This window comes from Runella sp. MFBS21 (assembly GCF_029433105.1).
In the GTDB taxonomy this organism is placed as follows: domain Bacteria; phylum Bacteroidota; class Bacteroidia; order Cytophagales; family Spirosomataceae; genus Runella.
Genome location: NZ_JARNTW010000001.1, coordinates 806526 through 826376 on the forward strand (window position 1 = coordinate 806526; position 19851 = coordinate 826376).

19 protein-coding genes are annotated in these 19851 nt (G+C 43.3%); 7 read left to right on the forward strand and 12 right to left on the reverse strand.

Annotated elements, in window-relative coordinates:
- Positions 1-51: 51 nt before the first annotated feature.
- Both P1X15_RS03140 and P1X15_RS03145 read left to right on the forward strand, forming a co-directional pair.
- On the forward strand, positions 52-462 hold the full coding sequence (locus P1X15_RS03140; protein ID WP_277336674.1) for a hypothetical protein: 411 nt from the start codon (positions 52-54) through the stop codon (positions 460-462).
- A 46-nt stretch (positions 463-508) separates the two neighbouring features.
- Positions 509-1846, forward strand: coding sequence for a GntP family permease (locus P1X15_RS03145; RefSeq protein ID WP_277336675.1), 1338 nt, complete (start codon positions 509-511; stop codon positions 1844-1846).
- Here the strand turns inward: P1X15_RS03145 and panC are convergent.
- From panC to P1X15_RS03165, 4 genes are read right to left on the reverse strand one after another with little or no spacing between them, the layout of a single operon-like run.
- Positions 1843-2685, reverse strand: a complete 843-nt coding sequence (gene panC / locus P1X15_RS03150) for a pantoate--beta-alanine ligase (protein ID WP_277336676.1) — start codon at positions 2683-2685, stop codon at positions 1843-1845. The genes P1X15_RS03145 and panC overlap by 4 nt on opposite strands.
- Before the next feature lie 21 nt (positions 2686-2706).
- A complete protein-coding gene (locus tag P1X15_RS03155; RefSeq protein ID WP_277336677.1) occupies positions 2707-3684 on the reverse strand; it encodes a metallophosphoesterase in 978 nt (325 codons plus the stop codon).
- 6 nt (positions 3685-3690) lie between these two features.
- Positions 3691-4962 (reverse strand): M14 family zinc carboxypeptidase, encoded by a 1272-nt coding sequence (locus P1X15_RS03160; RefSeq protein ID WP_277336678.1) that lies wholly within the window; start codon positions 4960-4962, stop codon positions 3691-3693.
- Between the two features lie 41 nt (positions 4963-5003).
- A complete protein-coding gene (locus P1X15_RS03165; RefSeq protein ID WP_277336679.1) occupies positions 5004-6257 on the reverse strand; it encodes a glutamate-5-semialdehyde dehydrogenase in 1254 nt (417 codons plus the stop codon).
- A gap of 205 nt (positions 6258-6462) precedes the next feature.
- Here P1X15_RS03165 and P1X15_RS03170 point away from each other — a divergent pair, with 205 nt between their 5' ends.
- The 3 genes from P1X15_RS03170 (at position 6463) to P1X15_RS03180 (ending at position 9603) form a co-directional block, all read left to right on the forward strand.
- Positions 6463-6831: a BlaI/MecI/CopY family transcriptional regulator gene (locus tag P1X15_RS03170; RefSeq protein ID WP_277336680.1), complete on the forward strand. Its 369-nt coding sequence runs from the start codon at positions 6463-6465 to the stop codon at positions 6829-6831.
- Positions 6828-8849, forward strand: coding sequence for a M56 family metallopeptidase (locus P1X15_RS03175; protein WP_277336681.1), 2022 nt, complete (start codon positions 6828-6830; stop codon positions 8847-8849). The genes P1X15_RS03170 and P1X15_RS03175 overlap by 4 nt, the downstream gene beginning before the upstream one ends.
- A gap of 238 nt (positions 8850-9087) precedes the next feature.
- On the forward strand, positions 9088-9603 hold the full coding sequence (locus P1X15_RS03180) for a GtrA family protein (protein WP_277336682.1): 516 nt from the start codon (positions 9088-9090) through the stop codon (positions 9601-9603).
- 82 nt (positions 9604-9685) lie between these two features.
- Here the strand turns inward: P1X15_RS03180 and P1X15_RS03185 are convergent, their stop codons facing one another.
- The 3 genes from P1X15_RS03185 to P1X15_RS03195 all read right to left on the reverse strand — a co-directional run bounded on the left by P1X15_RS03185 (position 9686) and on the right by P1X15_RS03195 (position 13169).
- Positions 9686-11233 (reverse strand): M20/M25/M40 family metallo-hydrolase, encoded by a 1548-nt coding sequence (locus tag P1X15_RS03185; RefSeq protein ID WP_277336683.1) that lies wholly within the window; start codon positions 11231-11233, stop codon positions 9686-9688.
- Between the two features lie 75 nt (positions 11234-11308).
- Positions 11309-12538: a carboxypeptidase-like regulatory domain-containing protein gene (locus tag P1X15_RS03190; RefSeq protein ID WP_277336684.1), complete on the reverse strand. Its 1230-nt coding sequence runs from the start codon at positions 12536-12538 to the stop codon at positions 11309-11311.
- A gap of 43 nt (positions 12539-12581) precedes the next feature.
- Complete coding sequence (locus tag P1X15_RS03195) at positions 12582-13169, reverse strand: thymidine kinase (RefSeq protein WP_277336685.1); 588 nt, start codon at positions 13167-13169, stop codon at positions 12582-12584.
- 124 nt (positions 13170-13293) lie between these two features.
- Between P1X15_RS03195 and P1X15_RS03200 the strand changes: the two genes are divergently transcribed.
- Both P1X15_RS03200 and P1X15_RS03205 read left to right on the forward strand, forming a co-directional pair.
- Positions 13294-14451 (forward strand): hypothetical protein, encoded by a 1158-nt coding sequence (locus P1X15_RS03200; RefSeq protein WP_277336686.1) that lies wholly within the window; start codon positions 13294-13296, stop codon positions 14449-14451.
- Positions 14452-14607: 156 nt separating this feature from the next.
- A complete protein-coding gene (locus P1X15_RS03205) occupies positions 14608-15234 on the forward strand; it encodes an ABC transporter ATP-binding protein (protein ID WP_277336687.1) in 627 nt (208 codons plus the stop codon).
- Between the two features lie 2 nt (positions 15235-15236).
- On the opposite strand, the gene P1X15_RS03210 is transcribed toward P1X15_RS03205, so the two are convergent.
- The 5 genes from P1X15_RS03210 to P1X15_RS03230 form a co-directional block, all read right to left on the reverse strand.
- On the reverse strand, positions 15237-16274 hold the full coding sequence (locus P1X15_RS03210; RefSeq protein WP_277336688.1) for a type IX secretion system membrane protein PorP/SprF: 1038 nt from the start codon (positions 16272-16274) through the stop codon (positions 15237-15239).
- A gap of 174 nt (positions 16275-16448) precedes the next feature.
- The gene (locus tag P1X15_RS03215; protein ID WP_277336689.1) at positions 16449-18119 is read right to left on the reverse strand and encodes a serine hydrolase; all 1671 of its coding nucleotides are present in this window, start codon (positions 18117-18119) and stop codon (positions 16449-16451) included.
- Between the two features lie 27 nt (positions 18120-18146).
- Positions 18147-18560: a DUF6249 domain-containing protein gene (locus P1X15_RS03220; RefSeq protein ID WP_277336690.1), complete on the reverse strand. Its 414-nt coding sequence runs from the start codon at positions 18558-18560 to the stop codon at positions 18147-18149.
- 62 nt (positions 18561-18622) lie between these two features.
- Positions 18623-19072 carry a hypothetical protein gene (locus tag P1X15_RS03225; RefSeq protein ID WP_277336691.1) on the reverse strand — a complete coding sequence of 150 codons (450 nt, stop codon included), beginning with the start codon at positions 19070-19072 and terminating at the stop codon, positions 18623-18625.
- Positions 19069-19659 (reverse strand): RNA polymerase sigma factor, encoded by a 591-nt coding sequence (locus tag P1X15_RS03230; RefSeq protein WP_277336692.1) that lies wholly within the window; start codon positions 19657-19659, stop codon positions 19069-19071. Before P1X15_RS03230 ends, P1X15_RS03225 begins: the two co-directional genes overlap by 4 nt.
- Between the last annotated feature and the right edge of the window lie 192 nt (positions 19660-19851).

The following is a 19851-nucleotide window of genomic DNA, read 5'->3' on the forward strand; positions in this document are numbered from 1 at the left end:
AGTCTAGCTATAATTGAGAAATGAGTGTTTTTGCACTTAATGATGAAACAAATGAAAACAGTGAGAATATCAATAGAGCGTTTTGTGATGATGTTGGCCATTGTCGGCTTATTTGTGGCGGCTATCACTAGAGAAAACGCGCCTTCTCTCGAAAAATCGCAAATGGTTTTGGCCGATTCAGTAGATGCCGAAACAGGACTCGCGCTAGACCCTAATTTTGCGATTATAAAAGCCCAATGTACGGGTTGTCATTCGCCTAAGTTGATTCTTCAGCACCGTTTTACGAGAGATGAATGGTTGAGCAAAATCAGGTGGATGCAGCGCAACCACAAGCTATGGGATTTGGGCGAAACCGAAAAAACGGTGCTTGATTACCTTGCCAAACACTATGCGCCCAATCAGGCCGCCTACTCGCGGCGCGAGCCACTACGCAACATCAAGTGGTACAAATTAGAACAGTAGATATAGCAAGTGCTGTGCTTGTATTTTGACCTAAACCTTGGTTTTTATGCACAGTCCATTTTTTGTGTCTATTCTGCTTGTTGTCAGTATTTTGACTATCATTTTGCTTAGCTCTAAATACAAATTCAATACTTTTTTTGTGTTGATTTTGGTGGCAATTGGTGTAGGATTCGCGGCAGGCATGGACGGAGAGAGTGTACTCAAATACCTCAAAGTAGGTTTTGGAAGTACGCTCGAAAAAATCGGATTACTCATCATTCTAGGCGCTACTTTGGGAGTTATTTTAGACAAAACCAATGCTACGCTAAGTTTGGCTAATTTGATTTTGTCCAAAACAGGTGAAAAGTACGCACCTCTAGCCATCACTATGGTGGGAGTGTTGATAGGGCTGCCTATTTTTTGTGATTCTGGATTTGTGGTTTTGAGCGGTTTAGTGGTTTCGTTAGGTCAAAAAATTCCTTCCAAAAGACGGGCATTAGTGGCTTGTTTAGCTACATCCTTATATGCAGTTCATTGTTTAGTTCCGCCGCACCCAGGTATTACAGCTGCCGCTGGTGTACTCAATGTAGATTTAGGAAAGGCGATGCTGATTGGTATTTGTATAGCCCTACCTACGGCGGCGATTGGTTATGTGTATAGCATTATGTTGCCTTCAAATGCTTCTGAAGAGTCGTTGGGGGAAGTACCTAAAACAGACGATAGTGCTGGGTTTTTACCATCGCCTTTTTTGTCGATTTTACCCATTATTGTTCCGATTGCGCTTATTTCACTCAAATCGGTACTACTGCTCAATCCTGAGTCAGTACCTCCGTCTTTTTTGAACTTTATTAAATTTATAGGAGAACCTGTGAGTGCACTGTTGGTGGGGATTGTGCTGACGTTGCCTCTTTTTCAAAAAATAGACAAAACACGACTTAATCATCTTTTTGATGATGCGATCGAGAAAGCGGGCCCTATCCTGATTGTGACGGCGGCGGGTGGGGCTTTTGGAGAAATCATCAAAACGCTTGAGCTAGGCAAGGTTTATGGCCCTGCTTTGGCTTCAGGCAATTGGGGCCTTTTGATTCCCTTTGGCTTGGCCGCTATCTTCAAAACAGCCCAAGGGTCTTCTACCGTGGCGGTAGTTTCTACGGCTTCTTTAGTAGCGCCACTCTTGGCAAGCTTGGGTTTTGGGAGTGGCGATGGCACTTTGTTGGCACTGTTGGCGATGGGTGCAGGCTCTATGGTGGCCTCTCATGCCAACGATTCCTATTTTTGGGTCATTGCGCGTTTTGGCAATCAAACAGTAGCTACTACTTTGCGTAGCATTACTCCTTCGTCGGCTTTGATGGGGCTTACTGCACTTGCTTCACTTTATATAGCCAAATGGATATTAGGAGTCTAAAAAACAAAATTATCAATCAATCGTACCTTTCCTAAATGAGCGGCAATACACATCGCCGTTTGGTTCGTTGCTTGAATTTCATCGACGGATTGTAGCGTATTCGCGTTGACAATCTCAAAATATTCTAATCTAAAAGCAGGTTCTTTGCTAAAATGCTGCTCTATCATTGCTTTTACTTCTGTGGGTTTTTGACCTTCTAACAATTGTGCTTTTGCTAGATTTAAACCTTCAAAAATGTGGGGCGCAATCGCACGTTCATCAGAAGTAAGGTTACGATTCCGCGACGACATTGCCAGACCGTCAGATTCGCGAAGGGTAGGGCGGGGGTGAAGTTCAATCTGAAATCCTAAGTCAATCATCATTCGTCTCACGACGGCTACTTGTTGCAGGTCTTTTTGTCCAAAATAAGTACGGTCAGGCTGAACGATATTAAACAATTTTGACACCACAATTCCTACCCCATTAAAATGCCCTGGACGAAATTTTCCTTCCATGACGCGTTCTAAATCACCGAAATCAAATTTAAGGCTAGCCTTTTCGGGATACATTTCTTCTACCGAGGGTGCAAAAACCGCATCACAGCCAGCAGGTGCAAGTATGGCACAATCGGCGTCGAGCGTACGAGGGTAGCGGGCGAGATCGTCGGGATTGTTGAATTGAATGGGATTGACAAAAATGCTACACACAGTCACATCATTTTGTTCACGAGATGCCTCGATGAGCGACAAATGCCCTTCGTGTAGTGCGCCCATGGTAGGTACTAGACCCACAGTTTTGGCTTGTTGACGTTGGTTTTTTAGAAAAAGTCGCAGGTCAGCGATAGAATGAAATACTTGCATTGGATTAATATCAAAAGAATTTCAAATAGGTACAAACTCTACTTTCAAATAGCCGCCCGTCGCATTGGCAGGCGTTATGATTTGAGGCAGGCCATTGATGACGTCGAGGGTTTGTTTGTGAGTATGACCCGCCAAAACCCCTATGATATTGGGGCTGTGAGTGACTTCTTTATAAAAACGCATTGTAGTAGTAGTGTGGCCTGTCTCGGGCCAACGAGGGCGGCGTTCAAGTTCGTGACTACGGTCGGCTTTTGCGCCCCATTCGGGGTGGCCACATCCAAAGCTTACGGGCCTTTCGGGAGCATAGAGCGGGATATGAATCATCAGCACTATGGGCTTTTGAGTAGCCACTTCTTTCTGAAAAAAATCAAGTTGTTCGGGTGAGATTTCGTAAGTCGAATTGTCTAATGCTACAAACCTAACGCCGTTGATTTCGCGGCTTGTCATCAGAGGATTGGCTCCCTGATAAAGCGGCGAAAGGCGTTTGTGCGCCCAAGTATTACGTAATTCGGCGAGAGTGCCAGACATCCCTTCATAATGCCAGTCATGATTGCCGGCTACATACATATAGGGTAAATTGACAGTTTTTAATTGTTGACCTACCCAGTCGATTGCAGCCTCCGAAGGAAAACTCACAATATCGCCAATGAGAGCTACTAAAGAAACTCCTTCAGTTTGGGCCAACGCTAAGGTTTTCTGAAAGCATTCTTCAGGCTGAGTAGCTTCGCCTGTTTGGAAATGCTTGGTTTGATTGTATGCTTTGGCCATGCGGGCGCTATATTGGGTAAAATCAGCGCCGCGCGCATCGTCTCTGAAAAGATGCGTATCCGCAATAAACATAATGCTGAATCGCTCTTTGAGATGAGGCACAAAAAAGCGGATTCGATTGGCATCAATAGCAAAAGACCCTCTCTCAAAACGAGAGAAGCGTTTTGGACTGCGCCCGCTAAAGAGAGAAGGAACCGCTGCAAAGGAGAGAAGCAAATCGCGTCTTTTCATGGGGAATTATAAACTTTTTACGAAGCCACTTTCAATTTTCCACCCTTTTTTACCAGCTCGAATCTCGAAATTGCCTCGATCGCCTAGACGCAATACAATCGGTTTGCCTTTGGCATCGACCAAGGTTCCTCCTTGAGCGTCGAGTTCGTCAATTCCATAAAATACCGACAAATCTCCGAAATCTTCTACACTACTACGATAGCTAAATGCGGTGGCATCGGCATTGCTGACTTCGTTGCGATTGATAGCCACATCTACCGTATAAGTTTGTCCGTTGAGTTCGGCTTTGGCATTGCGGATAATAAGGTCAAAATGATTACGCCCGTTTTGAGGAATTTTCTCGTACTCTGTACGTTTTTCGCGGCTGTAAGCACCGTCAGCAATGGATTCTAAAGCGGTAAGAATCGCAATAAAATTCATCTTACGGAGGTATTGTTTTTCGGGGTCGTTTTTATAACCTCCCGATTCAATCAGTACCAAACTTGTGCCCCACTTGGCGATATTGTCGCCAAATGCCCGAGGTTCAAATTCGTCCGAATAGCGCGCTACTTGATTAGGAATGAATTTTTGAAGGTCGCGATTCATGCCTACAATAAGCTGCATAGCACGCTCGCGGACAGAATTGATGGTACGTTCGTGATTGTAAGCCGTGGCCAAAAAAGAAATGGCGGCCACTTCTTTGCTATCGCCTACGCTGTAGCGGGGGCTTTGGTCGTGGAGATTAAAACCTACGAGTGGTTTAAGCGTTTGTTGGAGATGCTTGAGCAGTTTGGATTCGGGGCATTGCAGGCGCAAGGCATCGCGGTTCATGTCGATTTCTTGGGCGGTGCGTCGTTGCCAGCGCTCTACGCCATCAGGATTGAGCATAGGCACAAAGTAAAGGGTTGACTTTTCGGCGAGTTTTTTACGGAAATCATCGAAACCATCGCCACTTGCGTTCAAGAAATTGAAAATATCCAAAAGTGCCATGGTGGCGGTGGCTTCGTCGCCGTGCATTTGCGACCAAAGCAACACTGGAGGCGCGCCGTTGCCGTATTGAGCTTGAAAAATAGACCGCCCTTCAAAAGACTTGCCTGCTTCAATGACCTTGAATTTAGGACTTGCTTTGAGTTTGTCGATGAGCGGTACCAAATGCCGATGTTTGAAAGCACGGCGTTCGGTTATGGTTTTTTCTTTAAACAAATCATGCGCATCAAAAAGACGTTGCGCTAAATCACTCTGGGCAAAAATGGTTTCAGACATACAAAAAAACGAAACCACCAGTAAGAGGTGTTTCATGGATTATGAGGTATTAGTGAATTTAAAAATGTATCAAAATGCTACCATCTTACCTGCCCATCTCCCACTACGACCCACTTTTCGGTGACGAGTTTTTCGAGGGCAAAAGGACCACGCGCGTGGAGTTTTTGGGTTGAGATGCCAATTTCAGCTCCTAATCCAAATACTCCTCCATCCGTAAATCGCGTAGAAGCATTGGCATAGACTGCTGCGGCATCTACTTCGCTCAAAAATCTACTGATGAGTGTTTGGTCGCTGGAGACAATCGCCTCAGAGTGCCGAGATGAGTAGTTTTGAATGTGAGAAAGGGCTTCTTCCAAACCTGTTACTATTTTGACCGCCATTTTATAATCCAAAAACTCTCGCCCAAAATCTTGAGATTGAGCATGTTGGAGAAACGGATATTGCATTTGTTCAAAAATAGGGTAGGACTCTTCATCGGCAAAAACCTCTACATTCCACTTAATAAAATCATCTTGGAGTAAGGGCAAAAATGAAGTAGCAATGGCGCGGTCCACAATCACGCAATCCATCGAATTGCAAACCGAAGGGCGCGATACACGTCCATTTACTACGATGTCGCGGGCTTTGAGAAGATCAGCGGTACTTTCTACATAGCCATGACATACACCCGCGCCGGTTTCGATAGTAGGAATCAAGGAGTTTTTACGAACAAACTGAATCAACGATTCCGAACCGCGAGGAATAATAATATCTACGTAGCGCGTGGCGGTGAGAAGCTCATTCACAAACTGACGGTCGGTAGGAAGCAGCATTACGGCGTTGGTATCGATATGATGCTCGTCCAAAGCTTGATGAATCAAACTAACCAAATAACGGTTGGAAAAGTCAGCTTCTTTGCCTCCTTTTAGCACGCAGGCATTGCCCGAACGCAGACACAAAGCGGCTACGTCCACAGTGACATTGGGGCGAGATTCAAAAATAGCGCCTACCACTCCAAGCGGAACGGCTATTTTTTTGAGTTTAAGACCTTGTTCGATTTCACGTTCCAACAATACTTCTCCCGAAGGATCGGGGAGCTGGGCTACATCGCGCAGGCTATCGGCCAAACCTTGGATTCGTTTTTCGTTTAGAAACAAACGGTCTTTTTTCGGATCCCCGTCTGGCATACGCTCCATATCTTTTTGGTTTTCGGCCATGATAGAGGCTTGGTTTTGGAGAAGCAAATCGGCCAAGTGGTTTAATAAAGCCGTTTTTTGCTCGCTTGATAAGCGTCGTACTTGCGCAGCGGCTTGTTGGGTAGCCTGAAGCTGAGGAACAATCGTGTTAGTCATGGTGGTACAGTTGAAAGGCAAAGATAATACTTTGTGTGGTATGGGCTATCCTAGGGCACTTTCATTGTACCCAAAACAATCTCATTCTCTTAGCAGGAAGGCCGAGGAAATATATCTACGAAAATTTTCGTACAAAAAATTTGGTATTACGAAATTGTTCGTATATGTTTGCTACGAAAATATTCGTAGATTAATTATTTCTCCCATGAAACCAACCGATTCTGAACTTGAAATTTTACAGGTGCTTTGGCAGCAAGGCCCTTGTACGGTGCGGCAAGTCAACGAGCGGCTATCGCAAAGCCGTGATGTAGGCTACACTACTACCCTCAAATTGATGCAAATTATGTACGAAAAGGGGCTACTCACGAGGCTCGAAGAAGCGCGTTCGCACATCTATGAGGCCAATGTGACGGAACAAGAGACCCAAACCACTTTGTTGGAGCGTTTTGTGGATACGGCCTTTCGAGGCTCAGCGAGCAAGCTCGTTATGCATGCCTTGGGCAATCACAAAACTACCTCTGCCGAACTTGATGAAATTCGTCAACTTTTAGACCAAATCGAAAAACAGTCATGAAAACTCTTTCACTTATAACAGAGCCGATTGTACAGGCTTTAGGCTGGACACTCCTGCATGCCGTGTGGCAAGGAGTTGGAATCGTACTAGTTACGGCGATGATGTTATTTTTATTAAGAAAGCATTCAAGTGCGCTGCGGTATAGAATAGGGGTTGGAGGGCTGGCTTTACAGATAGTTTCTTCGGTGGCCACTTTTACTTACTATTATCAGCCTATAAAAACCTCAGCTAGGGCTGTGGTAAGTGCTTCTCGGGCAGCTACTCCTTATTTAGCGCGGGGGCTCAATTATGCTAAAGTTGCCTTACCTTGGTACAAACAAGCATTGATTTTTTTACAACTTCATCTTGATTATATTGTATTAGGCTGGGCAATAGGTGTTTTGGTGTTGTTTGTCCGGATGATAGGCAGTTGGGTATATGTACAGCAACTCAAAGCAGAGGGGATTCGCCTGACTGACGCTTCTGTACAAACTTTGTTCAAAAAACTTACGGCCGCGCTCCGTATCCGTCAAACGGTCCATTTGTTTGAGTCGGTGCGAGTAACTACGCCAATGGTAATTGGTTTTATCAAACCCGTTGTTTTGTTACCTATTGGTCTAGCTACGGGGCTTACTACTAAGCAAATCGAAACTATATTGGCGCATGAACTCGCTCATATAAAGCGTCATGACTATTTGGTGAATCTGTTGCAGTCGATTGTGGAGATTTTTTACTTTTTTCATCCAGCTTTGTGGTGGTTGTCGGCAAGGGTAAGAGAAGAGCGTGAACATTGCTGCGATGACCTTGCCGTACAAATTTGTGGTGATAAAATAGCTTTTGCTCAGGCTCTAACGCAAGTAGAAGTTTTTCGCCACACACCTCAACTTGCTATGGGGTTTGCTTCTAAAAAGGGAGTGATGTTGCATCGGATTCGACGTATATTAGGCGTAGCCGAAAAGCGGCAACAACGCTTAGGAGGCAATGGCCTGATTCTGATTTTATTGCTTGTGGTAGGAGTGTCTGTCTATGCGCTCCAAGCCCAAGATAAACCTACCAAAAAAACGAAAGCGACCAATATCAGCCACACCTCAAAAGACACTAAATTTGTTTTGGACAAGGATGGAAAACTGACTCAGGTTATTTGGAAAAAACGAATATTGTCGGGCAAAGAAGTAGAAGCACTTCAGCAGCTCAAACAAGATATTGAGGAAGGAAAAGTAACCTTCTCTTCGGTTCAAAATGCGGAGCAAAAAGCCATCTTAACTCAAATCATGAAGGCTGAAAATGAGCTTGACAAGGGAATGAGAAATTTGGCAGAAGGCTTGTCATTTCTTGCAATGGACAATATGGAGATAACGCCTCCCCCTTTGCCTGACGAAGCCGCGTATATAGAGTCTCTTGCTCCGATTGAACCCGATTCTCTTTTTGAGGCTGTAATGGCGCGAAATCATGCTAAAATGGATAGCCTTCGACGCCTTATGGAGCCTCAGTACCAAAAAATGGAGGCATTGCGCCTAGAAATGGAACAATATGAGTTTAAAACAGCCGAAATAGAGCGGAAAATGGAAGTGCTAGAGTGGAAAAAAAATAAATCTCATGATGAGCGTAACAAAGTGTTGGAAAAACGCAATCAAGTGCTTCATCAAGAGAATCAGGCTAAAAAAGTAACAGAAGAACAAATGGAGAAACAGTTGGCGTTGTTTGAAGAGCAAATCAAACAAAATGAGGCCAACGTACAACAATTAAATCAGCAATTGGGCGAATTGAAGGGGCAAATCAAAACGGCACGTCAACCCATTGAAGAGCTAGAAAGCCAATTGCAAAAATTAGAAAAAATCAATGAAAAATATGCTCAAGAACTCGAACGCTATTCGGATGAAATAAGCCACTTAGTTCCTCCGCCACCACCAATAGAGTTTAGGGCTGCCCGCACCCCACGAGCATCCGTTCCTGCTAAACCCAAAAAAGCGGCGAAACCTACTCAGACTCCTAAACCTGCAATAGCTCCAGTCTCTCCAAATTCACCTAAAAAGTTGTAAAAAATAAATTTTATTTAAGAGTCTCATAAAATCTTTATGAGGCTCTTTTTCTTTTTTTAAGAGCTAAAATTTAGTTTTTACCCTATAGAAAAGGAGATTTTATAGGACGGAATGGAGCTATTGTTGGTGTTTTTTGTTTCTAACTCCTTCTAACCGAGAAATAAAAACTAGGTTGTTCGTTTGGGTGACTGTCAAAAATGCACTTATTTTGCCCCCTCATGTAGTTTAAAACATACTTGTGAAGAAGAAATCTACGCTTTTTAATCTAAAAGACCTCATTGTTTATTTTCTGATAGCAGGCACTGGTGCAGCAGTACAATTTATATCAGGAAGCTTTTTTCGTAACTACGTTGACTTTTACGCGTCGGTATCGTTGGGGTATATTGTCTCTTTTTTTGTAGGATTTGTATTGACCAAGCTATTTGCTTTCGATGCACGCAATACCAACAAAACCCGTCGCGAAATGGTTAAATTTGGGATTGTGGCTGCGATTTCTTTTGGTATTACGGTAGGGTTTGCGGCACTTACGCTCAACATCCTCCACGCGAGCAACCCCAACGATATAATTTATCATATTCCTTTAGATTTTATTCCAGCCAAATACCGTGAAGTAAACGTCACAGAAGCAGCATCGACTTTGGTCGGAATGGGACTCAGTTTTGTGAGCAACTTTATTTTACACAAAACCTTTACTTTCAAAAGTACGGGCTTTTATGACCGAGCCAAAGCCGCTTTGAATCTAGGTAAAGATTAATTTTGAGGCTTTTAATTTCATCAAAAATAACCACTCTTGAGGGCTATTTTTGATGGGTGCCTCTACTTCGGGCTGCTTCGCGCTACTTTACGTCTTCTTGGGTCAAAATAGCCATCCATGTTTTGATGCCTTCTACGTAGTTGCCTAGTCTTAAATTTTCATTGGCGGCGTGTTGGTTATTGTCCATATTTACCATGGGTACATGAATAGCAGGCAAGTTTAGTTCACGCAAAAAAGGCACTATCGGCACTGAGCCACCCGTCATTCTGATTTTGATAGGTTCTTTCCCAAAAGTTCTGACCAATGCCGCCGTAAGCCAGCGGTCGGGATAGATGCCAAAGTCAGTACGGAAAGGTAGCATCCTTGATTCATTTTCGGTCAAGGTCACAATTTTAGGGAATTTCAGCCTTTCAGCATCGGTAGGTTTATGGTCCAGAATTACATATCCCTTTGACTCAATATGTTTTCTAACTAGCCCAATCAAATAATCAGGAGAAGATTCAGGGACAAGGCGAAGGTCGATTTCGGCGGTAGCTTCGTCTGGCACAATGGTATTGGCTTTTTCGCCGATGTTGGCAGATACCAATCCGCGAATGTTTAAAGAAGGATATTGAAGCGCTTCTTGATAATTGCCCCCTACTTTGTCGGGCTGGGTAAATACCAGTTTTTGGCGAATAAGTTCGGGGTCGTCGGGTACAGCAGCTAAGATTTTACGCGCATTTTCGTCGATTTTGATGCCATCATAGTAGCCCGGAATCGTCACCCGTCCGTCTTCATCTTTCATAGAAGCCAGCAATTGTGCCATTCTAAGGGCAGGATTGGGAGCATAGTTGCCATAATGCCCACTGTGTTGGGAGATTTTGGGGCCATAGGTAGTAAGCGTGATTGTAGCAATGCCTCGACAACCATAAGTGAGTGTTGGTTCATTGGAAAGATGTCGTCCTCCGTCCATGACCATCAAAAAATCGGCGGCGAGTTTGTCTTTGTATTTTTTGACGGTTTCGGCCAAATGCGGTGCGCCAATTTCCTCTTCACTGTCCAAAATAACTTTGATGTGATAGGGAGAATTGATTTTTTCTTTTTGCATCATGTCTAGCGCCGCCAAGAGCATTAGAATTGGCCCTTTATCGTCGGAGACGGCGCGGGCAAAAATACGCCATTCGGGGTCGTAGTTTTTTTGAAGAAGATTCCAGTCTAGCGCTTCCCATTTACCATCGGCGGTGCGTTTTTTCAAAACAGGCTGGTAGGGGGAAGCTTGCTGCCATTTTTCAGGCTCCACCGGCTGCCCATCAAAATGCATATAAAACAATAAAGTTTTGAGCTTGCCTTTGGGAGAAACAGCGGGTGCTTTCTCCGCAAAAAAAACAGGATGCCCCCCCGTAGGCAGTGCTTCGGTACGGAAGCCTTGTTTTTCAAAAGCTTTTTTTAACCAATCCAGATTGGGTTGGATTTGCTCTTTGATGTGAGCATTGCTAGGCAAGCTCATAAATTCGTATAAGTCTCCGTAGTAGTTTTTTACGTGTTTTTGGAGAACAGTCTCTAAGTCAATTTTAGATTGACCCTTCGCTGGGAACCCGTAAATATAAAACAAACCCAAGGTAGCTAGCCAAAGTAAAGGTCGAGTTTTCATTTGTGTCAGAAGTGAATGGATGATACAAGTCCGACAAGTTGGCTAACTTTTTTAAGCTTTCAAAACACAAAAGGCTTATTTTATCAAGGTATTTACAATCTGGCGCATGGCATCGGAGGGTATGATAAAATTGAAGTTTCCCCAAATGACTTCGTCGTATTTAGGAATGCTTTGTTGGGAAAAATTTTCGGTATCTACCAATATATCAGTTTCAGGGATACGGTTGCCGTTGCTTTTCTGGATTTCGGTAGTAGCAAATTGCAGTTTGATAGTGCCGAGTACTTGGGCATTTTTTTGTTCGAATTGAGTATCCAAAAGCATTCTATAGTCTTGCAAAAACCATTTACCATTGAAAGGTTTATATGTGATACAAGTATAAAGCCGCTTGGGATCACGTTTGGTTTTGCCGAAGAGTTTGTCGTTAGTACCTGTTTTTAAAACATCCTTGACGCCCTCGCTCGTAAAGTCGTATTCGATACGTACAATAGCGGAGTCAGCAGCGCTGATACAGATGACACCATTGCGGGCAGCTTTGAGACCAGTACTAGCAGGTTTAAACAAAATGCGATAGACTTCTTTGCCCAAATAATGGGTGATGGTATCGTCGATTTGATAGGCATAGTCATAGAGGTTTTTACCGTCGAGGTACTCAGGAGTGCCTACATCAATAGAATGAGTGACAATGCTAGCTCCGTTGGGAAAGGCATAACCTTCAAGAGCCTTGGAGCGATTTGTGCTGGTAAAAGTGCGTCCTCTTATGGCCTTTACTTTTTCAGGAATCAGAATTTTGGGACGAGGGTCTTTTTCGCTATGCAATACAGCTTCTCTGATTTCGATGTATTCGCCGTCTTGTTGGAGGGTTTCGCGGTAAAAGCCGCTCAGTAGATAAGGTGCTTGAGGATTGTTTTTCTTGATTTTGCCCAGTGCTTCAGCTACTAGATTTCGGGCTTCAAAAGTTTTGATATAACTACTATCCAATACGCGAGGCGTAGTAGGAGTAAGTTCAATGACTACGTCTTTTTGATTGGGCTGAAAAGACGATGCTTTTTGCTGAAAAGGCTGATAGCCAATGACTGCGACTACTAGGACGGAATCGACCGCAATGCGAGGGAAGCGATAAAAAAACTGACCGTCGTCGTTGGTGAGTGTTCCCGTTCCTTTACTCATCATCCCGATGTAGGCATGGGCAATGGGTTTTTGGGTGATTTTGTCGATGACTTTTCCTGACAAAAGCAAATAGCCACCTTGGGCACGGACACAGAATGCTAGAAGTAAGCAGCAACACGTAATGATCAAACAGCGCATAAAACAGAGAGAATTTTTCCTACGTTTATGCTGCCCACAACAATCAAGCCAAATCTCCCAAATTGTAGCATCTTCGGCAGCGAGCTTCGTAAGAATCTGTTTCGCCCAAAAGAATTTTATCTTGAGATGTTACTTTTCGGTACGAATATTGCGCCACTTCTCCACATACGACACACACGGCGTGAACTTTGGTGACGTACTCGGCAATAGACATAAGTAAAGGAATAGGGCCGAAAGGTTTGCCTGCAAAATCCATATCCAAACCCGCTACAATGACTCGTTTGCCATTGTTAGCAAGTTTGTTGCAGACCTCTACAAGACCTTGGTCTAAAAATTGAGCTTCGTCAATACCTACCACGTCGCAGTCACCCGCAAAAAGTAAAATTTCGTCGGAGGTGTGAATAGGCGTAGAGCGAATTGAATTTTCGTTGTGAGAAACAATGTCCTCCTCATGGTAACGTTTATCAATGGCAGGCTTAAAGATTTCTACTTTCTGACGGGCGATTTTGGCGCGGTTGAGACGACGGATCAGTTCTTCGGTTTTTCCAGAGAACATTGAACCGCAGACTACTTCTACCCAACCAATGCGCGGGTGTGTATTTTGGGAGTTATGATTGGGCTCGATAAACATGTTAATAAAACAACAAAAATGGAGAGAGGGCGAACTGTGAAATAGAGTCTAAAAATTTTTCGAATAATGAATCATAGATAACTGAATCCTGCAAACTACTTTTACAAAACAAACAATTTTTAGGATGCTTCACAAGTTTAATGTTTCGGTGCTAAATGACTATAGTCAGCGTTTTGCGCGCAAAGTGTGCGACGATTTTTTTCTCCACAACTCAAGTGCGTCAGGTCAACATATTCTGAATTTGACGGCAATTCCACAGATAAACTTGTTTGTCATCAGTAGTTTATATGATAAGTGGAAGGCCGATGCGGAGGCATTTAAGAGCCCATTTTTTGATTTTGAAAATGCGGAAGTAAGGGAGGCTCTCAAACAGTTTATGAATGTGGTTTCGCGAAACATCTCCGTCAAACGTGAATATCTGGAGCCTATTTTGGGAGAGGCGACCAAAGACACTTTGGTGCTCCTTATCGACCCCAATAGCTACTTTAATGAAATCTTCAGAAACCAGACCAATTTTACGGTCACTGCCGAAACTATTCAGCAGTTGCGAAAGTATGTGAGATTCAATAAAATAGTGCCTCAAGCTTTGGCCGATTCCCTTTCAGATAGGGCATTTATCTACGTTAATCAGGCAATAGAGTGGTCGGAGCAGGTAATAGCACAGCGAGCTTCTGAGCTTGATTCGATAGAACAATGGGTGGGAGCCTTTTCGGAAAAGGTACCTTTGGACGTAGCTTCTCTTTTGAAAAAAGCGGCTCGACCTGAGCCTCCTGCACCAGTGATAGAGACACCAGCTGCCAAATCTTTCTTTGATACTTTGGCAGAAGAAACACCAGTGGTACAGCCTGTGAAAATAGAGGAAACAGTGGTGCCAAAACCAATAGAAGTACCTAAGTCAGTAGAGTCATTCAAATCCCCTGTTACGCTACCTACTGCGTCTCGCCAGACAATCAATGACTCAGCAGGCAATGGACTCAAAGAATCTCTGAACGATCGTCTACGTACTGAGCAATCAACGGTGTCTGATTCTTACCAAAAACAACCGATTGCGAGTATTTCACAGAATATTCCGTTACACCAAAAGTTTATGTTTATTCATCAGCTATTTAGTGGAAGCAATAGCGCTTACGAAAGTGCTATTGCGGAGCTAGAGCAAGCCCCTGATTTTGCAACTGCTCGGAGTTTGATTAGCTATAAGTTTGCCTCTCAATACCTGTGGGATATGACAGGCGATACTGTAGGGGAGCTGCTGGAGATTGTAAAACGTCGTTTTGGTCACTAAAAACCTTGCTAGGTTTACCTATATTATTTCCTACGATATAGGATTGATACAGACTTGGTAAGTTTTAATATATCCTAAAATTGAAGTCAGGGGTTGGGAGTTTATCTGTTTCTAAGTTTCTTTGTATAAAAAATGTAGAAATAGAAATCCTACCCCATGATTGCGTGCCATCAACTGACTTTCTCTTATTCACCACAGAAAACATTTTCATTTCCTGATATTCGCTGTGAAGACCGTGAAGCCTTGCTTATTTTGGGGCAATCGGGAAGGGGTAAAACCACATTTTTGCATCTAATGGCGCTTTTGTTGCGTCCTGAAAAGGGGCAGGTTTGGATCAATGAAAAAGATATCACCCCTCTCTCGGCTTCAGAAGTGGCGGCAATACGAGCCAGCCAAATTGGAATTATTTACCAACGTGCCCATTTTGTGAGTTCGTTGAGTGTGATGGACAATGTTTTATTGCCCAATTATTTAGCCCAAAAACCTCAAGATAAAAGCAAGGTCAAAGAGTTGGCTGAGCAGCTAGGCTTTGCGGAGCATCTTTCCAAAAAAACACATCAACTTAGTCAAGGAGAGCAGCAGCGTGTGAGTATTGCGCGGGCTTTGATGAACAATCCCTCGGTGATTTTGGCGGATGAGCCTACTTCCAGCTTAGACGACATCAACTGCCAAAAAGTGATCGAACTATTGAAGAATCAATCCGAACAAATCGGTGCTAGCTTGATAGTCGTAACCCACGACCAACGCCTTAAAGATGTGGTGACAAATCAAGTATTTTTGTAGTCCTAGAATTTAGGACAAGAAAGTTGTTTGTCTTTACGACGTACACGATGCCGTGGCGAAGGTTCAAAATCAAAAGTGTAGGCTAGCGAAATCTCATGAGAGCCACCACTTGGTAGCCCTAGCGACGAAATGGTGATGTCATAGCTATAGCCAAACGAGAATCGGTCTTGGCGATATCCTACCAGGGCAATGAGCGATTCGCGATTGGAAATATTATCAACGTATTTTTTGATAGGTAGACCGCGGTACCACAATCCCAACACAATGGGAGAATAAGTAATATAAACCCCTAAATCAAGCTGGTCGTACTTTCCCTGAAACTTATACAAAATAGCGGGTGAAATCGTTTTTTCACGGTCCCATTCATCGCCTAGCCCCGTAAAACCAGCAAACGGAATCCTAAGCCCTGCATGGATACTTCCTTTGAGAGGCAAACGAGTACCGTCAGCTACTTGAAAAAATCCTTGTTGGGGACGATTGATGTGGTGGGCTGCTACACCTACCCAGTATTTGTCAGAATAAAGCAGAAGACCCGACGCAAAACTCATGTAGCCTATCGAAGGGGTGCCATTGGCTGCAATGGGGTCGGCGGTGGGGTTGCCTGTAAAGCCGCGATTGCTGTATTGATCGCCAAAAGTAAGCTCGCGTAAGTCGGCGCGGCGATTGGCATAAGTCCCTTGCAAACCTAAGCGAAGAGCTGTGGTTTCGCTGAGTTTGAGTTGATAAGCGTACTGGGCGGAGATTTCGGAGGTTCTTAGGCTTCCCGTACCTTGGGTGTCATTGACAAACAAAAGTCCCACACCACTATTGACGTTTGAAAAATAATGATCAACCCCAAAGGAAGTAGTGACATAGTTGGCAGCAAGTCCAGGCCATTGATTACGATAATTCATCATAATACGGGGAGCCAAATCTCCTCCCGCAAAGGCTGGATTGAGATAAAGAGGATTCGCATAAAACTGCGAAAACTGAGGGTCTTGAGCTCTTACAAGCCAGCAAGAAAGTCCTAAAAGCAAGGTTAGAAATAGTCTTCTCGTCATGATACCAAACGCTACCGCAAACATTTTGCCAAATTAATCATTTAATCTCCGAGAATTTAACGGTTTTTTCAATTAAATGTTATTTAGTAGTGCAAAAAACCGCAAAGAAGCCTGTTTTTGAGGATATTTTTTTGGAATTAGGGATATGGTCTTGCGCCTATTTTAACTAACTCCTCAACGGGTTTCGATGCGATAAGTGGGCTTATCGACATCGATTAAATCTAGTATAACGTTATAACAACCCGCCACCACTCGAATATTTTGTCCTCCTTTTTCTAACTTATGTTGGTCGTCAGTTCCTCCATAGCTGAGAGTCCAGTCGTTATTGACTCTGAATTTAATTTCTCCGTCTTTCAATAAAATGTTGTGTACTATCCACCTTCCTTTTTGTTGGGCATCTGCTTTTAGCACTATATCCGCGCCTGCCCAGCCATTGGGGGTGGCGCTTCCCACTATTCCCCACTGAAAACTTGCTTTGGGCAGGGTGTATTTTTTGCCTTTCTGTTCCAAAACTAAGGTGTCAATTTCGCCTAGTTTGTTTTTCTTAAATTCAGCTTTCCCGTCAATTTTGTCAATATAAAACGTGCTATCGGTTTGTGGAAGTAAAATTGCCGACGGTTGACGCGAAGGCATAATGAGCAGTCTACCATTGTCAGTCTGAACATAAAAAGTCATTTCTGAACCATATTGAAAAGCACCCTCCAAATTCGCTAGTTGCTTCTCTGACAGGTTTATTTGTTTGGGGAGCCAATAAGGTTCGTTGAACAAAATGGCCAGTATTTTCTTCTTGATAGCTACTATATCGACCTCTTCGCTATTGCACAACAAAACAATGCAAAGGTCGCTTTCAGGGTCACGAATCAAATAACTCCGAAATCCCGAAGCTCCGCCGCTGTGGCTAACTAACTTACGACCCGCCATAGTTTCGATGAACCAGCCATGTCCGTAGTTGTTTTTGTAGGGGGTGTATGCTTTCTCGGTGGTGCTTTGGCTTATGATTTTATAAGACTGCATTCCTTGGTGAAATCTGTATAAATCGCTAAGTGTTGTGTACATTCCTCCTGCCGAAAAAAGCTCCTCATTGTCGTAAAGGGGTGCTTCTTTGACGTAGGTTTTGAACGTAGATTTATAACCTTTGCTTTTTAGAGAATCTGTTAGTTTTTTGTAATCAAAACCGCTTTCTGACATATTCAACGGGGTGAAAATATAGTTTTTGACCACTTTTTCATAGGGCATCCCTGTTACTTTCTGAATGATAAATCCCAACAAATAATAGCCTGTGTTACAGTACCTCCAAGAGGTTGCAGGTTTAAAATCAAGCTTCGATTGCTTCAAAAAATTAATCATCGTCTGTTCGCTTTCGACGGGCATACTGTAGTCGTTGTTGTACGCATATAAGCCCGATGTGTGCGTTAGCAGATGCTCGATGGTGATACTGTCGGCAAAAGGTAATGAAGGGTAAAATGTAGAAAGCTTGTCTTGAAGCGAAAGTTTATGATCTTCGATAAGCTTTAGGATGATTGTCGCCGTAACGGATTTTGTGATGGAATAAGCCAAGTATTTGGTGTTTTCGGTGGCTAGGGTTTGGGTATCAAAATTGCGGTATCCATACGATTTATTTAAAAGTATTTGGCCTTTTTGAGCTACCAAAACCGAACCATTAAACAAGCCTACTTCGTGGTAAGCGGTTATCAATTGTTCGAGTTTTTGGGAGGTGGTGGATTGGGAAACCCCAGTTTTGACAATAAATAGCAATAGAAATCCGAGGGTTACTTTCGCTAAAGAAAGGTGAATTGCTGAGACAATAGAGTCCCTGCCTCCATTGGAGGAATGATACGTTTTCATGACTTTACTAAAGGGAGGGGAAAATGACTATTTGTGGGAAGATTTGCTGATGAAAAAATAGCTCAAGAAGCTGGCAGAAAGGCAGAACGCTAAAATAGATAATGAATGAATACCTAATGGCTGGGTGTGATGGATAAAAAATAAGGCGACTCCAAGACCTGCCAAAATCAATGCCCATTTGAGGTTTGCGTTGCGGTCTTCTTTGGGCGAATTTTCGAGAACCGACATCGCAATGCTTTCAGGAATTCCTTTCTCAACAATACGGTTTTTGATGCGGTATTCCAACAACCTTTTCATAATGGTGAGGATAAAGAACATCACCAAGCCCAACACCAGAATCGAGGCACAAATATTAAAAGTGTGCTGACTCATAAGACTGTCTTGGGCGTGGGCTGTGGAGGCAAAGCCCACGATTGTTAAAATTAAAATAAGTTTTTTCATGATTGTAATAGTAAATGTGTTTTGACTGATAAGAGCACTTAAGCTTTGAAATGTTGCAATGCTCAAGAAAGATTTAGCACTTTTAGTTGTTTTTGGTATTTGGCGTAGAGGTCGTACCCCAAAAACAGCGAAATACCGACTGTAGCGGTCAACAAAATGCTCAAAGTAATGCTCGAAAGTCCTTCAAATAAGTAAATAGGGTAGTTGAAAAAATAGAAAAAAAGCATCCCAATCCCCACCAACACTCCTCCACCAACGCTGTAAGAGGTAAAGCGTGAGTCGGAGGTGATTGTCTCAGTGGGAGGAAGTTGCTGAATGACCTCTGCTGCCAAATCAAAATCAAACACAGGTGCGACGGGCTTTTCAAGGGTTGTAAATAGGAGCTGATAGGCCTGTGCCTTTTGTCTGCACAGTTCACATTCCTGAATGTGGGTATGGATTTCTTCCGATACCGTGTCCAAACGCAAGGCATACGTCTGAATTTCTTCGTCCGAAAGATGGGGTGCTTTCATAGGTCGTCCTTGGTGTAATGTGTCAATAAGTTATCTTTCAGGGCTTTTCTTGCTCTAAACAAATAGTTTTTTACCGTACCGATGGGCAGTTGCGTGATTTCTGCCATCTCCTCATAACTTAGCTCCTCGTAATGATACAAAGTTATGAGTGTTTGATAAATGGGGGAGAGCTTTGACAGCGCGACTTGAACCAACTGAGAAAGTTCTTTTTTAAAAATAAGGGTTTCTGTTTTGTTGGTGGAGTCATTGAGGAGCTTGTCGATATTTCTATGCGGCAAATCATCCTCATAATTATTCCCTTGGTGTACAGAAAGAGACTGCGTAGGTCTCTTTTGTTTTAAATAATGGTAGCAAGTGTTGTACGCAATCTGACCAATCCAAGTGCTGAGTTTGGATTGAAACCTAAATTCAGGCAAAGATTTATACACCTTTAAATAGATTTCTTGAGCCATGTCTTTTCGTTCTTCAGGGCTATCAACCAGTTTAAAGACAATCTGAGCCACAAGTCCTTCCGTCTTTTTGATGACGGTCGTAAACGCGTTTTTGTCGCCTTTTAAAACTCTATAAACCAGCTCTTTGTCTTCCACGATGCGATAGGTGTTCTATTCAATAAGCAATGAGAGTCGTTGAAGATGAAAATGTTGCATAAATATTGGTCAAAATCAAATTGGATATTAGAATCTATCCAAGCGTCGCTACGTGGAGTTAAACTCTTATAACCCCCACGCCTTTAGGCTGAGGGGATATAAGGAATAAGACCGAAACTAGGGACTTTACAC

What these genes read in the sequence shown, in the direction of transcription:
- P1X15_RS03145 (WP_277336675.1), top strand. Translation starts at nt 509, where the DNA reads ATGCACAGTCCATTTTTTGTGTCTATTCTGCTTGTTGTCAGTATTTTG.
- P1X15_RS03160 (WP_277336678.1), bottom strand. Translation starts at nt 4,962, where the DNA reads ATGAAACACCTCTTACTGGTGGTTTCGTTTTTTTGTATGTCTGAAACC.
- P1X15_RS03170 (WP_277336680.1), top strand. Translation starts at nt 6,463, where the DNA reads ATGAAACCAACCGATTCTGAACTTGAAATTTTACAGGTGCTTTGGCAG.
- P1X15_RS03210 (WP_277336688.1), bottom strand. Translation starts at nt 16,274, where the DNA reads ATGACGAGAAGACTATTTCTAACCTTGCTTTTAGGACTTTCTTGCTGG.
- P1X15_RS03140 (WP_277336674.1), top strand. Translation starts at nt 52, where the DNA reads ATGAAAACAGTGAGAATATCAATAGAGCGTTTTGTGATGATGTTGGCC.
- P1X15_RS03175 (WP_277336681.1), top strand. Translation starts at nt 6,828, where the DNA reads ATGAAAACTCTTTCACTTATAACAGAGCCGATTGTACAGGCTTTAGGC.
- P1X15_RS03225 (WP_277336691.1), bottom strand. Translation starts at nt 19,072, where the DNA reads ATGAAAGCACCCCATCTTTCGGACGAAGAAATTCAGACGTATGCCTTG.
- P1X15_RS03190 (WP_277336684.1), bottom strand. Translation starts at nt 12,538, where the DNA reads ATGCGCTGTTTGATCATTACGTGTTGCTGCTTACTTCTAGCATTCTGT.
- P1X15_RS03220 (WP_277336690.1), bottom strand. Translation starts at nt 18,560, where the DNA reads ATGAAAAAACTTATTTTAATTTTAACAATCGTGGGCTTTGCCTCCACA.
- P1X15_RS03195 (WP_277336685.1), bottom strand. Translation starts at nt 13,169, where the DNA reads ATGTTTATCGAGCCCAATCATAACTCCCAAAATACACACCCGCGCATT.
- panC (WP_277336676.1), bottom strand. Translation starts at nt 2,685, where the DNA reads ATGCAAGTATTTCATTCTATCGCTGACCTGCGACTTTTTCTAAAAAAC.
- P1X15_RS03185 (WP_277336683.1), bottom strand. Translation starts at nt 11,233, where the DNA reads ATGAAAACTCGACCTTTACTTTGGCTAGCTACCTTGGGTTTGTTTTAT.
- P1X15_RS03155 (WP_277336677.1), bottom strand. Translation starts at nt 3,684, where the DNA reads ATGAAAAGACGCGATTTGCTTCTCTCCTTTGCAGCGGTTCCTTCTCTC.
- P1X15_RS03215 (WP_277336689.1), bottom strand. Translation starts at nt 18,119, where the DNA reads ATGAAAACGTATCATTCCTCCAATGGAGGCAGGGACTCTATTGTCTCA.
- P1X15_RS03200 (WP_277336686.1), top strand. Translation starts at nt 13,294, where the DNA reads ATGCTTCACAAGTTTAATGTTTCGGTGCTAAATGACTATAGTCAGCGT.
- P1X15_RS03205 (WP_277336687.1), top strand. Translation starts at nt 14,608, where the DNA reads ATGATTGCGTGCCATCAACTGACTTTCTCTTATTCACCACAGAAAACA.
- P1X15_RS03165 (WP_277336679.1), bottom strand. Translation starts at nt 6,257, where the DNA reads ATGACTAACACGATTGTTCCTCAGCTTCAGGCTACCCAACAAGCCGCT.